Genomic DNA, 13,842 nt, shown 5'->3' on the forward strand with positions numbered 1-13,842 from the left:
CCTGAGCGCTGTCCGCCGTCGCCGCCCCCGCCACGATCTGCGGGCCTCGCTCGCCGGTGTACGGGTCGAGCGTCACCAGTGCGTCGCCGCTGAGCACGGCGTCGCGGTCGGGCAGGTGCAGCGCGCAGTGCCCGAACGTGTGCCCGGGTGTCGGCACCACGACGGGCGACCCGGGGACGTCGAGCGCGCCCGTCGCAGGGAACGGGCGCAGGCCGCGCACGCCCGGCACGCGCAGGGCGCCCGCGCCGGCCATGGCCGCGAGGATCGGCAGCGCACGAGGGTGCCGGACGGGGTAGAGGGCGCGGGGGTTCTCGTGGGCGTACCGGTACGGGTGCGCGGCGAGGAAGAACTCGTCCTGGTGCGCCCAGACGGGGACGCGCAGGCGCTCCTGCGCGCGCGCAGCGAACCCGGTGTGGTCGAAGTGGGCGTGCGTGAGGGCAAGTGCCGCGACGTCCTGCGGCCGGAGCCCGTGCTCGCGCAGCGCACCTGCCAGCAGGGGCCACATGGCGGGCAGCCCCGCGTCCACGACGAGCACCCGCCGGTCCTGGACCACGAGATAGCAGCTGACGTAGGCGTGGGGGAGACGGAAGACGCGGTCGGCGACCTCGGTGGTGATCATCGGAGCGCTCCAGGCTGGTGCGGGTCGCCGCGCTGCCGGACGGGTGCGTCGATCATGGCGCGCGCCCGGTCGCGGCGCCGCTCAGGTGGCCGCGAGCCGCAGGTCTGCCACCAGCTGGTCGTACGCGGCACCGAAGCCGTCCCGGCCGCGCAGCCGGACGACGGCGGACGGGTGGGTGGTGACCAGGTAGCGACCGTCCAGCAGCCGCCCGCGCTCCGTGGTCACGCTCACCGTGCGGCCGAGCACCGACCGGGCTGCGGACGCGCCGAGCGCGACCACCACCCGCGGCCGCACGAGCGCGAGCTCCGCCTCGAGCCACGGGGCGCAGGCCCGCAGGTGGGTGGTGGTCGGTGTCTTGTGCAGGCGTCGCGGTCCGCGCTGCTCGAAGCGGAAGTGCTTCACGGCGTTGGTCAGGTACACGGCGTCCTCCGCGATCCCTGCGTCCCGCAGGGCGTCGCTGAGGAGCCGCCCGGCAGGACCGACGAACGGCTCGCCCTCGAGGTCCTCACGGTCGCCGGGCTGCTCGCCCACGAGCACGATCTGCGCGTCCGACGGTCCGCGCGAGAAGACGACCTGCGTCGCGGGCTCCCAGAGCTCGCAGCCGCGGCAGGCGGGTGCGGCGGCCCGCAGGTCGTCCAGCACGCCGGTGGCAGGCACCCACGGGGCGGCCCCGGAGGCGTGGAGGTCCACCCCGTGCACCGCCTCCTCCGCGGTGCGACTGCGTCGCGGCATGGGAGGTCTCCGTCCTGCCGACCGTCTCGCGCGCCCACTCCTGGACAGCTTTCAGCGTACGCAGCCGCGCTCGCTCCGTGCGGGGGACAGCCGCACCTCCAGCCCGTGACCGGCAGGCGGGCCCAGACCTAGGCTTCGGGCGAAGGACGTCGCAGCGTCGGAGAGCGAGGAGCGATGAGTCATCCGGTCGGAGTGATCGATCCCCGGTACGGCGACGCGGAGGCGACGCCACCCCCGTGGTCCGACGTCGAACGCTTCCTGACGGGGGCGCAGCTCTACTGGCTGGTCACCGTGCGTGCGGACGGACGCCCGCACGCGGTGCCGCTGGTCGGCGTGTGGCACGACGGTGGGTTCGCGTTCTGCACCCACCCGGACGAGCAGAAGCGGCACAACCTCGACGCCGAGGGACGGGTGGCGGTGACGACGGGCAGCACCGGGGCGGGCGGATGGGACAGCGGCACGGAGGTGGTCGTGGAGGGCACGGCGCGGCGGGTGACCGACGCGACCGAGCTGCAGGCGCTGGCGGACGCGTGGTCAGCCAAGTACGGGGACGACTGGGTGTTCGACGTGCACGGCCCGGAGTTCTTCGAGCGCAGCGGGGCCGGGGGAGCGGCCGGGGCGTGGGTGTACCGCGTCACGCCGGTCAAGGTGCTCGCCTTCGGCGGCGGCCACGGCCAGACGGCGTACCGGTTCTGACTCTCGGCGCGCGGATTCACCCGCTCCGCCGGGCGGCGCAGGAGGATCCTGGGTGGTGGTGCGGCGCAGCACCGGCCGCGCCGCGCGACCGGCAGGGGGCGCGAGATGGCCGAGGTACGCATCGCCACGTTCAACGTGGAGAACCTGGACGAGACCGCGCCCGGCGAGCGCCCGTCGCTGGCGGAGCGGGTGGAGCTCATGCGTCCGCAGATCCAGCGGCTGCGCGCGGACATCGTCTGCTTCCAGGAGGTGCACGGCCAGGAGCGCCCCGGCCAGCCGCGCGCGCTCCTGGCCCTGGGCGAGCTGCTCCACGGCACCCCTCTGCAGGGCGCGAGCATGACGAGCACCCGCCCGCAGAGCGACGCGGTGTACGACGTCCGCAACCTCGTGGTGGTCACCCACCTTCCGGTGACGCGCGCCGAACAGCTCCGCAACGATCTCGTCGCGCCGGTCAGCTACCGGCGTCTGACGGCCGTCCCGCCGGACGCGGTGGCCGTCGAGATCGGGGTCGAGAGGCCGATCCTGCACGTCGAGATCACGCTGCCGGACGGCACGACCCTGCACGTGGTGGACGTGCACTGGAAGTCGAAGATCCCGACCGACATCCCCGGCCAGCGCGTCGACAGCTTCACCTGGCGCACGGCGGACGGGTGGGCGGAGGGCAGCTTCGTCTCCTCGATGAAGCGCATGGCCCAGGCGCTGGAGACGCGTCGGCTCGTGGACCGGATCCTCGACGTGGACCCGGGGGCGCAGATCGTCATCGCCGGCGACTTCAACGCCGCACCCGACGAGGTGTCGGTCATGGCCGTCCGCGGCGAGGTGGAGAACACCGGCAACCCGGACCTCGTGGCCCGTGTGCTGGTGCCCGTCGAGCAGTCGGTGCCCGAGCAGGCCCGCTTCACGCTGTTCCACCAGGGCCGCGGGCAGATGCTCGACCACATGCTCATCAGCAGGAACCTGCTTGCTCACTACCGCGGCTCGGAGATCCACAACGAGCTGCTGCACGACGAGTCGGCGGCCTTCGCCGTGGACCGGAAGTATCCCGAGTCCGACCATGCGCCGGTGGTGGCCACGTTCGACTTCGCCTGACGTCCGCTCGTTCCCGTTGCGGGGCCCGCCGGGCAGGGCAAGGCTGGGGGTCCGCACCGGACTCGACGAGGAGACCCCATGTCCACGACCGTCGCCAGCATCACGCACATCAGCGCCCGTTCGGACACCAGCTTCGAGGATGCCGTCAAGGGCGGGATCGAGCGGGCGTCGTCCACCCTGCGCAACGTGCAGGGCGCCTGGGTGAAGGACCAGAAGGTGGAGGTGAGCGACGGCCGGATCACGGCGTACCAGGTGGTCCTCGAGGTCACGTTCGTCCTCGACCAGTGAGGCGAACCCGCACCTGAGGCCGGGGCCGGGCGGTCAGCCCCGCAGGGCCGCGAGCAGCGCGCCCACGGTGAGCGCGGCGCCCGCGATCCACACCAGCGTGGGCAGGCGCCCCCAGAACGACCTCATGCCCGCCGCACCTCGCCCTGGTCGGTGACCTCGATGTCCTCGGCCTCGAGCGGTTCCGTCGCGGGTCCCTCGATCACGGCCCCTGTCGCGGCGTCGAACGCGCTGCCGTGGCAGGGGCACTGGATCTGGCCGTCGCGCACCGTGCCGACGAGGCAGCCCTGGTGTGTGCAGACCGCCAAGAAGCACCGCACCGTGCTCCCGTCGCGCGTGAGGACGAGCTTGTCGTCGGCCAGCACGAGCCCTCCGCCGTCGGGGATGTCTTCGACGTCGGCGAGCCGATGGGAGTCGGCGTCGTCGTCGGGCTCCCGGCCGGAGGAGTCGTCGTCGTCCGAGCCGGGCGCGGGGCCGAGCGTGGCGAAGCCGACGTAGCCCAGCGTCCCGGCCGCGAGCGCGACGCCGGTGCCCTCCAGCACGGCACGACGGCTGACCCGGTTGCTCATCAGTACCTCACCGGCCCCGACTGGCCGAAGAACCACAGCGCGGAGCTGAACCAGACGAGCACGATGACCGCCGCCAGCAGCCCGCCGAGCACGGGGACCGTGGCGGACGGCAGGCCGCGCAGCCGCAGGGCCAGCATCTTGGCGGCGAAGACCCCGTACACGACGCACCCGGCGACGGAGTGCACGAGCACGCGAGCCGACTCGTCCTCGAACCCCAGCGACCACACGCAGTGGAAGGCGACGGGCAGCGTGAGCAGGAAGGCCACGGTGCCCGTCCACCGGTGCAGGCCGGACACCCACGGCGGTGCGTCGGTCACGCCGGGGAGGCGGCCCCACATCGCGAGCGCCGAGACCACCTGGACGAGCACGAGCACGGCGGCTGCGGTGGTGAGCCAGGACTTCATCTCGAGCACGCCGCCGAATCCGAGGGTGGTGAGTGCGGCGCCGTCGCCGGGGTGCACCTCCGCGTAGGCCCCGAGGCCGGCCGCCACGGCCAGCGCCACGCCGCCGAGCGCGGCGAGTCCCCACTGCGACGGACCGGTCGCCGCTCGCGTGTCGGTGCTCACCGGCCGATCGTGTCGTGCGGAGGGGAGACACCGCTAGCCCGGGTGATCCACTGCACGCATGTGCAGGCGCCCTGGACGGACGTCCGAGGTCGTCCTAGCGTCGAGGTGCCGGCCCGCCGACGGACGGTTGGCCCGCACAGGAGGCCGCATGCTCTCCGACCACACCGCCATCCCCGTGATCGCGGTGACCGACATGGACCGGGCGCGGGCGTTCTACGAGGGGACGCTCGGCTTCACCAGCACGGGGGACGTGCCCGACGGCGTCGTCTACCGCACGTCCAACGGCGGGTTCCTGGTGTACCCGTCCGCGTACGCCGGCACCAACCGGGCGACCGCCGTCTCGTTCCAGCTGCCGCCCGATGCGTTCGACGCCGAGGTCGACGCGCTCCGCGCCGCCGGGATCGAGCTCCAGACGTTCGACCTGCCGGGCGACGCCGCCTGGACCGACGGCGTCCTGTCCGACGGCACCATGAAGGCCGCCTGGTTCTCCGACCCCGACGGGAACGTCCTCAACGTCGAGACGGACCTGCGGGACGCCGCCGGCTGACCGGCCGCGGCGGGCACCGGGCGGCGGCCGCACGACCGCCGCCCGGGGTCGGGGCTCACTCCTCGATCTGGGTGCCGTCGGGTGCGACGGCGTACCAGACGTCGTTGACCCCCTGTCCGGTGACGTCGCCCGGCGCCGAGTCCTGCGCGAAGGTGTAGACCGGCCGGCCGTCGATGGTGATCTGCTTGTCGCCGTCCACCCCGGTGATCGTCCCGACCTCGCCGGTGACGCCGTCCACGGTCGGGGTGTCGGACTCCGTCGTGATGGCCGGCCAGGCGGTGGCGCAGTCGCCGGCGCACGCGCTCGTGCCCGAGCCGGGCGTGTCGTTGAGGAAGTAGTACGCCGTCATGCCGTCGCCGTCGACGACGATCGTGCCCAGCGACGTCTCGGCCGTCGCCAGGTCGGTCGTGTCCTCCGGTGCGGGCATCTCCTCGGCGGTGGTCGCGTCGTCCGTGGCGGTCGGCGTGTCGTCGTCGGAGCTGCCGCAGGCCGCCAGCGTGGCCGCGGTCACGAGCGCGGTGATCGAGTACAGGATGGTCCGTCGCACGATGCTCTCCTCTGGTCTGTGCCGGTCCCGCCCGCGGGGCCGGCTACTCCTGGACCACGGGGCGCAGGGCTGTCCGGTTCATCGCGCGGTGAACTCGGGGCGGCGGTGCATCGTTGTGGGGGTAGACCGACAGCCGACGAGGAGGGACGCGACGTGGCCGACGAACCCGACGCGCTCCTGCGCGCCCTCCACGAGGCCTACGCGCGGCCGCTGCACCACTACGTCGTGCGACTCACCGGCGACCACGCGCTCGCGCAGGACGTCGTGCAGGAGGCGATGGTGCGCGCGTGGAAGCACCCGGAGGTGCTCGCCCGGGAGGACGGCGCCGCACGAGCCTGGCTGTACACGGTGGTGCGCAACCTGGTGATCGACGACCGGCGCAGCGCGCGGCACGTGCGCGAGCGCAGCACCGAGCGGACGCCCGACACCGTCCAGCCGGACGCGTCGCAGGCCGTGCTGGACAGCTGGCTCGTGGCGGACGCGCTCGAGCAGCTGACTCCGGAGCACCGGGCCGTGGTCGTCGGCGCCTACTACCGCGGACGGTCCGTGGCCGAGCTGGCGCGGGAGCACCAGATCCCCGAGGGCACGGTCAAGTCCCGGCTGCACTACGCGTTGCGCGCGCTGCGGCTCGCGCTCCAGGAGAGAGGAGTCTCCGCATGACCGGCCGGGATGGCGACGAGAGGTATGTTCCGGGCGACGACCCGTTCCGCGACTGGGACGCGGCCTACGTCCTCGGGTCCCTGGGGCCCGCGGACCGCCGCGCCTTCGAGGACCACCTGCGCACGTGCGCGGCGTGCCGGGCCGCCGTCACGGAGCTCGCCGGCCTCCCGGCGCTGCTGCGGATGGTGCCGGCCGACGAGGCCGCGACGCTGGGCGGCGAGCCGGACGACGGGGTGGTCGAGCTCGCCGCGGTCGCGCGCTCCGTGCACCGGACCCGGCGGCGCCGGATGGTGTCGGCGGTGGGTGCCGCAGCCGCGCTCCTCCTCCTCGGCGGTGTGGCGGGCGTGCTGCTCGACCGTCCGGTGGGCGCGCCCGTGGCCGCGCCGTCCGCGTCGGCGCAGGTGACCGCGTTGCGGCTCGAGCCCGTCGGACGGACCGACGTGACCGCGAACCTCACGCTGCAGGAGACGGGCTGGGGCACGCGGATCGACTGGGAGTGCCGGTACCCGTCGCAGGTGGTGCCGTACGGCGCGGGTGCGATCTACGAGCTGGTCCTGGTGGGACGGGACGGGACCAGCACGGTGGTGGCGACCTGGAGCGCGAGCAGTGCCCAGGCGCGCGGTCTGGGAGCGTCGTCCAGCATCGCGACGGACACGATCGAGCGGGTGGAGATTCGGGTGGAGGGGTCCGACGACCCCCTCGCGGCGGCGACGACCTGAGGTCCGACCCCTCAGGCGTCCGGGGACACGAACGGCGTCCCCGCCACCTCGAGGGTCTGCGCGGCGGGTGTGCCGGACGGGGCGATCACCTGCAGCCGGTCGACGGTGAGCAGGAGCGACTCCAGGACGCGCACGCCCGCGCTGCCGAGGTGGACCACGTCGCGCAGGTCGATGGTGACCGGGACCAGCCCGTTGCGCGAGAGCCGGAGGATCTCGGCCTGCACCTGGGCCGCCGCCGCCCGGTGGTCCACCGCGCCGCCCACGCGGACGACCGACCCTCCCGAGCGGTCGACGGAGAATGCCAGCGGGGCACCGGACCGGGACCGGACGTCCGTCACGGCATCGGCCTGCTCGGCGGGGGCCGGCCTGCGCGCCGGGCACTCGAGGGTCACCTCGGTGCCGTCCTCGCCGGTCTGCACACCCACCTGGAGGCCTGCGGAGGCCATCATGCTGAAGCCGCGGCCGCGCTCGCCCGGATCACGATCCGGCTTCCGCCAGCGCCCGTGGTCGCGGACGACGACCTCGACCATGGCGTCCTCGCGGATCACCGCGCGCACGTGCACGGTGTGGTCGGTGCTCGACGCCACGTGCCGGTAGGCGTGCTCGACCGCGTTGGCCATCACCTCGCTCACCCCGAGGACGAGGGTGGACCGGTCACGCGTACCGAGGCCGATCGCCGCTGCCCACGCGTCGACCTCCGCGCGGACCGGCGCCAGCTGGCCGGGGTCGGCGGGCACGGTCAGGTCGAGGGGCGCGGGGGCGGGACGGCGGTGCGCCGCCAGGACGGTGACGTCGTCGGTGAAGCCGCCGTCGGTGAGCACGGACGGCAGGTGCCGGCACAGGCGCGCGGCCACGGACCCGCCGCCGTCAGGTCCCGCGGTCCCCGCGTACGCCTCGCGTGCGGTGCGCTCGAGCACCCGGAGCCCGTCGCCCAGCGGCCGCTTCGGGCTCTCGACGAGCCCGTCGGTGAAGAGCACGATGGCCCACCCGTCAGGCAGGTTCGCCGTGGCGACGCGACGCTCGGTCCGGGACCCCAGCGGTCCGTCGCCGGTGGTCGCCAGGAGGTGGACCCGGTCGGTCCCCACCACGAGCGGTGCCGGGTGGCCGCGCGTGGCGTACTCGAGGTCGCCCGTCCGGGGGTCGAGCAGCGCGACGCAGACGGTGGCGGCGAACGCGCCCGACACCCGCCCGGCGAACGCCTCGACCGCCTCGAGCGCGTCGAGGATCCCTGCGCCCTCCAGGAGGCGCGCGGCGAGGACGGCGCGCAGCTGGCTCATGATCGCCGAGGCCTCCACGCCGTGCCCCACGACGTCGCCGACGGTGAGGGACACCCGCCCGTCGGGGAGCGTCGCCGAGTCGAACCAGTCGCCTCCGGCCGCCTGCTCCACGCCGGCGACCAGGTAGGACGCCGCGACGTCCACCCGCGGCAGCAGCGGCACCGTCGACGGCAGCAGGGCACCCTGCAGGCGCAGGACCACCTCCCGCGCGCGGGCGAGCCGCTCGTCCGCGGTGGCGGCCCCAGAGCGCTCCAGCTGCGCGGCCCGGATGCGCGTGGTGACGTCCAGGGCCGAGGCGACCGCGCCGACCATCGCGCCCGAGCGGTCGAGCCACGGCGTGACGTGCAGGTCGAGCCAGAGGCCGGCCGCCGGGTCGGACCAGTCGGCGATGACCGGCACCTGGTCCTCGTGGTGCGGCTGCCCCGTCCGGAGCACGTCGGCGAGCGCCGTCACGATCGCCTGGACGCCGGGGCCGCGCAGGTCACGGAGGCGGCTGCCGAGAAGCTTCTGGTGCTGGAGCGTCTCGCGCGCGCCGCGGTTCGCGGCGACGATCCGCTCGTCGCCGGACCGCACGACCAGCTGCACACCGGGGGAGGAGTCGAACGCACGCAGGACCGCCGCCTCGTCGAGGTATCCCTCGGGCGCCATCCTGACCTCCTCAGCCGCCGGACGACACCCGGTCGGACGACCTGCGCTCGGCGGGCTCGCTGACCACGTCCAGGCCGTGCGCTCCCGCCAGCCCGAGGCTGGTCCCGGGGGAGAGCACGATACGCATCCTGACACCTGCGGCCGTGCTCCGCCGGTGCGCCGCCGTGAGAGCGGAGACTCCGACCGACCCGAGGTGGGTCACCCGGCGCAGGTCGACGACCATCGCCCCGGCCTCGCGCGCCCGGATCATGAGCTGCGTGACCGCGGCGGTCAGCTCGTGCGCGGTCGCGAGGTCGACGGGCCCCTCCACGCGCACGACCGGCACCTCCGAGGTGGTGTCGTAGCTGACGTCCAGACCCGGGGTCGTCCGCGTGCCCCCCGGGTCCGTCGCGCTGTCGGTCAGGCTGGCGAAGAAGAAGTCGTCGAGCCGCTGCCGGGTGTCCGAGCCCAGGCCTCCGCCCACCTCGACGGCCGCCACCAGGCGCTCGGCGAGCGTCAGGAGGCGGACGTTGCGCTGCTGGGAGCCCCACCGGAGCAGCTCGAAGGCGGCTTCGCCGTCGATCCCGTAGCCGAGCATGAACGCGCCCTTGGCCTGGTCGATGACGGCGTGCGACCGCAGGGCCTGCGTCAGCTCCTCGTTCACCCGGTGGGCGACGGCGTCCCGCTGCGACGCCGTCACGTCGACCAGGAAGCCGCTGACGGTGCGCTGGGCGTCCTCGCTCGTGCCCCCGGACCCCGAGATCGTGACAGTGCGCTCGTTGCCCTGCAGGTCCAGGAGCCGGTACTGACACCCGAACGGCGCCCCGTCCACCCCGCACTGACCGAGGGCGTCGAGCACCCGCCCGCGGTCATCGGGATGGATGTGCCGGGACATGAGCGCCAGCGTCGGCACGACGTCGCCCGGCGCCATCCCGTGGATCGTGAACATGGCGTCCGACCACGACCATCTGCCGGTCGGCGCCGTGTACTCGAACTGGCCGACGAGGGCGTGGGGAGCGGGTGCGGGCACGTGGACCTCCACGGTGCCCCGGCGGTCGGGGCGGGAGCGCTGTCGGGGGCTCTGGGCTGAACCCGTGCGCGACGGATCGGGTCCACCGCCGTGCGTCCGGCAGCGTATGTCAGGATCCGGCGCGCGGCTCGTCGAGCGGGTCAGTGCAGGCGCCTGCGCCAGTCGTCGGGCACGCGCCCCGCCGGGCCGGGCACGGTCTGCTCGACCGGGCGGTGCTCCGGGGCGACAAGAGCCGGTCCGTCGACGTAGTCGTCCGCGGGGTAGCTCCAGAACCAGTCCTCACCGGGCTCGAACGTGCGCACCACGGGGTGCCCGGTCTCGCGGTAGTGGGCGGTCGCATGCTGCGCCGGTGAGGTGTCGCAGCAGCCCACGTGCCCGCAGGTCGCGCAGCGCCGCAGGTGGAACCACCAGCCGTCGGTGGCGTCGCACTCGACGCAGCCGGTTCCGCTCGGGGGCACGGTCGGGTCGATGGCCGACTCGGTCACGGGGTGGGTCCTTCCGTCGGGGTGTAGGGCAGCCGGACGCGGAAGCGGGTGTCGCCGGGCACGGACGTGACGGTCAGGTCGCCGTGGTGCTTGCCGACGACGATCCGCCACGAGATGTCGAGCCCGAGGCCTGTCCCGGAGCCGACCGGCTTGGTGGTGAAGAACGGCTCGAAGATCCGGTCGACGACCCCGTCGGGGATGCCCGGCCCGGTGTCGGCGATCTCCACCTCCAGCCAGTCGTCGACGCGTCGCGTGGTCAGGGTGAGCGTGCCGTTCCCCTCCATCGCCTGCGCCGCGTTGTCGATGAGGTTGGTCCACACCTGGTTCATCTCGGCGGCGAACACGTGGATCGGCGGCAGGGTGCGGTCGTAGTCCTTGACGACCGTGATCCCCTCGCCCAGCTGCCGCTCCAGCATCGTCACGGTGCTGTCGAGCAGCTCGTGCACGTCGACCGTCTGATCGGGTGCGCGGCCGATCTGCGAGTACTGCTTCGCGGCGCCGACCAGGGAGGAGATCCGCGTCGTGGCGTCCTCCACCTCGTTCATCAGCGACTCGGTCTCGAGCGTGTACGAGAGCCAGCGGACCGCGCCCTCGAGCACGTCGGGTCCCACCCAGGACGCCACGGCGTCGAGCCACTCCGGGCCCAGCCCGGCGGCGACGAAGTTGGGTGCCAGCTCCCAGCCGCCGTCGATGTGGTGCTCCTCCATCCACTCGCCCAGGGCGTCCTCGAGGTCGGACACCTCGAGCGCCGTCGGGACGACGCCGGACGCGCGCTGGTGCGCGAGCGCCTTCACGGCCTTCTCCTGCAGGTGGATGATCTGCTCGAGCTGCTCCCGGTCGTAGATCCCGGACGCGAGCATCGCGAGCTTGTGCCGCATCCCCGCGACGCGCTCGCGCAGGGTCGACGTGGCCCGGGTGGCCGCGGCCGCGGGGTTGTTCAGCTCATGGGTGAGCCCTGCCGACAGGGACCCGAGCGCCAGCAGCCGCTCCCGCTGACCGGTCACGGCCTGCGAGCTCTGCTGGCCGAAGAACAGCCCCTCCAGCAGGTGCACCGCCATGGGGAACCAGTCGTCCATGAACGCGGCGAAGTCGGCGGCCGACAGCACGTAGTACCGCGACGGCTCCAGGACGCGCAGGGTCTGCGAGTAGTTCTGCGGCACGCGGTCACCCAGGTAGGCGGCCCACGCCCCGGCGTAGACGCCGACCTGGCCGGTGCGGGAGATCTCGACGTCGTCCACCCCCACCCGCCGGTACATCGCCAGCGACCCCTCGAGCAGCACGTAGAAGTCCGACGCCGGCTCGCCCTCGCGGTACAGGACGCCCGGGTCGATGAGCTCGACGTGCCCACGGCCGCACAGCCAGAGGAGCTGCTCGTCGCTGAGGTGCTCGAACAGGAACAGGCTCCGCAGCTCGTCGATGTCGCACGCCAGGTGCGTGCGGGTGGTCGTCGCCAGCGAGTCGGTGGTGGTCACAGCTGCTCCAGATAACGGTGGACGAGCATCACGGCCATGGCGCCCTCGCCCACGGCGGAGGCCACGCGCTTGGCGGACTCGGCGCGCACGTCGCCTGCCGCGAACACCCCGGGCACGCTCGTCTCCAGGTGGTACGGGGGACGGTCGAGCGGCCAGGAGTCGGGGACCTTGCCCTCGACCAGGAGGTCGTGGCCGGCACACACGAACCCGTGGTCGTCACGGGTCACGGTGCCGTCCAGCCAGCTGGTCAGGGGGGCAGCCCCGATGAACACGAACAACCAACCGGTGTCGACTGATTCCGTCTCCCCGGAGCCGGTGTCCCGCAGCACGACCCGTTCCAGGTGGTCGTCGCCGACCGCCTCGACCACCTCGCTGCACGTGCGCACGTGGATGCGGTCGTTCTGCTCCACCTGCTCGACGAGGTACCGGGACATCGACTGGGACAGCGAGGCAGCGCGGACGACCAGCGTCACCGACCGCGCGTGGCGGGACAGGTACATCGCCGCCTGGCCGGCCGAGTTCGCGCCGCCGACGACGAAGATGTCCTGGTCCTCGCAGGCGGTGGCCTCGGTGAGCGCGGAGCCGTAGTACACGCCCCGTCCGGTCAGGTCGGCGACGCCGGGACCGGCGAGCTCCCGGTAGGAGACGCCGCTGGCCACGATGACGGTGTGCGCGTCGACCGTGCTCCCGTCGTCGAACCGCACGGTCCGGGCGGCTCCCCGCACCTCGAGCGCCACGGCGTCGCGCGTGAGCACGATCTCCGCCCCGAACTTGAGCGCCTGGCGGCGTGCGCGGTCGGTGAGCTGCGCGCCCGAGACGCCGTCGGGGAAGCCCAGGTAGTTCTCGATCCGGGAGCTCTGCCCGGCCTGGCCGCCGGTGGCGGTGCGCTCGACGAGCGCGGTCCGCAGGCCCTCGGACGCGCCGTACAGCGCAGCGCTGAGCCCGGCGGGGCCACCGCCGATCACGACCAGGTCGTAGAACCGTTCCGAGGCGCTCACGGACAGCCCGACCTGCGCGGCGAGCTCGCCGTCGGTGGGCGCGACGAGCACCTCGCCCTGCGTGGTGACGATCACGGGCAGCAGGGAGTCGTCCGCGCCGGCGACCTCGAGCAGGGTCCGACCCTCGGGGCTGTCGCTGGCGTACCAGCGGTAGGGCACCTGGTTGCGCGCCAGGAACTCACGCACCTCGGAGGACCTGGCCGACCAGCGGTGTCCGACCATCTTGGTCTCGGCGACGGTCCTCGGCGGGTGCGCGTTCCACGCCTCCAGCTGGGCGTCGATCACCGGGTAGAACTTCTCCTCCGGCGGGTCCCACGGCTTGAGCAGGTAGTGGTCGAGGTCCACCACGTTCACGGCGTCGATGGCGACGTCCGTGTCGGCGTACGCCGTGAGCAGCACCCGCCGGGCCTGCGGGTAGAGGTCCATGGCCTGCTCGAGGAACTCGATGCCGGTCATGCCGGGCATCCGGTGGTCGGCCAGCAGGACCGCCACCTGGTCGCCGCGCAGCCGCAGCTCGCGCAGCGCGTCCAGCGCGAGCGGTCCCGAGTCCGCCCGCACCACCCGGTACTGGTTGCCGTAGTGCCGTCGCAGGTCGCGGGCGACCGAGCGTGACACCGCCGGGTCGTCGTCGACGGTCAGCAGCACCGGCTTGCGGTGAGGGGCGTCCTCCACCTCGTCTCCTTTCCTCATGCTCCGTCACCGACCTCGAGCGCGGAACCGCCCGTGATGCGGACGAGCTCGTCGAACGACGTCGGGAACACCGTGTGCGGCGTCCCGGCCGCCGCCCAGACCTGCGGGTGGTCGGCGAGCGCCACGTCCACGACGGTCTCCACGGGGGCGGGGTGTCCGAGCGGCGCGACGCCGCCGATCGCCTGGCCGGTCGCCTGCCGCACCTGCTCCGGCGTCGCCCGCCCGACGTGGGCG

The 13,842-nt window shown here is 73.6% G+C and carries 17 protein-coding genes; 6 read left to right on the forward strand and 11 right to left on the reverse strand.

From position 1 onward, the window contains the following. Together RYN42_RS16785 and RYN42_RS16790 are read right to left on the reverse strand one after the other, a co-directional pair. The coding region (locus RYN42_RS16785) for an MBL fold metallo-hydrolase (protein ID WP_315097951.1) at positions 1–619 on the reverse strand (619 nt) is incomplete at its 3' end. A gap of 81 nt (positions 620–700) precedes the next feature. Continuing rightward, positions 701–1,351 (reverse strand): UdgX family uracil-DNA binding protein, encoded by a 651-nt coding sequence (locus tag RYN42_RS16790; protein ID WP_315097952.1) that lies wholly within the window; start codon positions 1,349–1,351, stop codon positions 701–703. Between the two features lie 174 nt (positions 1,352–1,525). On the opposite strand from RYN42_RS16790, the gene RYN42_RS16795 reads away from it, so the two are divergent. From RYN42_RS16795 to RYN42_RS16805, 3 genes are all read left to right on the forward strand, one after another. Further along, positions 1,526–2,047, forward strand: coding sequence for a pyridoxamine 5'-phosphate oxidase family protein (locus tag RYN42_RS16795; RefSeq protein WP_315097953.1), 522 nt, complete (start codon positions 1,526–1,528; stop codon positions 2,045–2,047). A 105-nt stretch (positions 2,048–2,152) separates the two neighbouring features. Then, a complete protein-coding gene (locus RYN42_RS16800; RefSeq protein WP_315097954.1) occupies positions 2,153–3,136 on the forward strand; it encodes an endonuclease/exonuclease/phosphatase family protein in 984 nt (327 codons plus the stop codon). Positions 3,137–3,214: 78 nt separating this feature from the next. Then, entirely contained in the window at positions 3,215–3,424 is a 210-nt protein-coding gene (locus tag RYN42_RS16805; RefSeq protein WP_315097955.1) for a dodecin family protein, read from the forward strand. A gap of 122 nt (positions 3,425–3,546) precedes the next feature. Here RYN42_RS16805 and RYN42_RS16810 read toward each other — a convergent pair whose 3' ends face one another. Beyond that, positions 3,547–3,990, reverse strand: coding sequence for a Rieske (2Fe-2S) protein (locus RYN42_RS16810; RefSeq protein ID WP_315097956.1), 444 nt, complete (start codon positions 3,988–3,990; stop codon positions 3,547–3,549). Then, a complete protein-coding gene (locus RYN42_RS16815) occupies positions 3,990–4,556 on the reverse strand; it encodes a DUF6529 family protein (protein ID WP_315097957.1) in 567 nt (188 codons plus the stop codon). Before RYN42_RS16815 ends, RYN42_RS16810 begins: the two co-directional genes overlap by 1 nt. A gap of 148 nt (positions 4,557–4,704) precedes the next feature. On the opposite strand from RYN42_RS16815, the gene RYN42_RS16820 reads away from it, so the two are divergent. Then, the gene (locus RYN42_RS16820; RefSeq protein WP_315097958.1) at positions 4,705–5,103 is read left to right on the forward strand and encodes a VOC family protein; all 399 of its coding nucleotides are present in this window, start codon (positions 4,705–4,707) and stop codon (positions 5,101–5,103) included. A 55-nt stretch (positions 5,104–5,158) separates the two neighbouring features. On the opposite strand, the gene RYN42_RS16825 is transcribed toward RYN42_RS16820, so the two are convergent. Then, positions 5,159–5,650 carry a hypothetical protein gene (locus RYN42_RS16825; protein ID WP_315097959.1) on the reverse strand — a complete coding sequence of 164 codons (492 nt, stop codon included), beginning with the start codon at positions 5,648–5,650 and terminating at the stop codon, positions 5,159–5,161. A gap of 153 nt (positions 5,651–5,803) precedes the next feature. On the opposite strand from RYN42_RS16825, the gene RYN42_RS16830 reads away from it, so the two are divergent. Further along, entirely contained in the window at positions 5,804–6,310 is a 507-nt protein-coding gene (locus RYN42_RS16830) for a sigma-70 family RNA polymerase sigma factor (protein ID WP_315097960.1), read from the forward strand. Continuing rightward, complete coding sequence (locus RYN42_RS16835; protein ID WP_315097961.1) at positions 6,307–7,029, forward strand: zf-HC2 domain-containing protein; 723 nt, start codon at positions 6,307–6,309, stop codon at positions 7,027–7,029. The genes RYN42_RS16830 and RYN42_RS16835 overlap by 4 nt, the downstream gene beginning before the upstream one ends. Before the next feature lie 11 nt (positions 7,030–7,040). On the opposite strand, the gene RYN42_RS16840 is transcribed toward RYN42_RS16835, so the two are convergent. The 6 genes from RYN42_RS16840 to RYN42_RS16865 form a co-directional block, all read right to left on the reverse strand. Then, a complete protein-coding gene (locus tag RYN42_RS16840; RefSeq protein WP_315097962.1) occupies positions 7,041–8,954 on the reverse strand; it encodes a SpoIIE family protein phosphatase in 1,914 nt (637 codons plus the stop codon). A 10-nt stretch (positions 8,955–8,964) separates the two neighbouring features. After that, on the reverse strand, positions 8,965–9,963 hold the full coding sequence (locus RYN42_RS16845) for an ANTAR domain-containing protein (RefSeq protein WP_315097963.1): 999 nt from the start codon (positions 9,961–9,963) through the stop codon (positions 8,965–8,967). A gap of 140 nt (positions 9,964–10,103) precedes the next feature. Continuing rightward, the gene (locus RYN42_RS16850) at positions 10,104–10,448 is read right to left on the reverse strand and encodes a UBP-type zinc finger domain-containing protein (RefSeq protein ID WP_315097964.1); all 345 of its coding nucleotides are present in this window, start codon (positions 10,446–10,448) and stop codon (positions 10,104–10,106) included. Then, entirely contained in the window at positions 10,445–11,920 is a 1,476-nt protein-coding gene (locus RYN42_RS16855; RefSeq protein WP_315097965.1) for an ATP-binding protein, read from the reverse strand. The genes RYN42_RS16850 and RYN42_RS16855 overlap by 4 nt, the downstream gene beginning before the upstream one ends. Further along, positions 11,917–13,590, reverse strand: coding sequence for an FAD-dependent oxidoreductase (locus RYN42_RS16860; protein WP_315097966.1), 1,674 nt, complete (start codon positions 13,588–13,590; stop codon positions 11,917–11,919). Before RYN42_RS16860 ends, RYN42_RS16855 begins: the two co-directional genes overlap by 4 nt. A gap of 14 nt (positions 13,591–13,604) precedes the next feature. After that, on the reverse strand, positions 13,605–13,842 hold a 238-nt coding region (locus RYN42_RS16865; protein WP_315097967.1), incomplete at its 5' end, for a YbaK/EbsC family protein.

It is taken from the genome of uncultured Cellulomonas sp. (assembly GCF_963527515.1).
Taxonomy (GTDB): domain Bacteria; phylum Actinomycetota; class Actinomycetes; order Actinomycetales; family Cellulomonadaceae; genus Cellulomonas.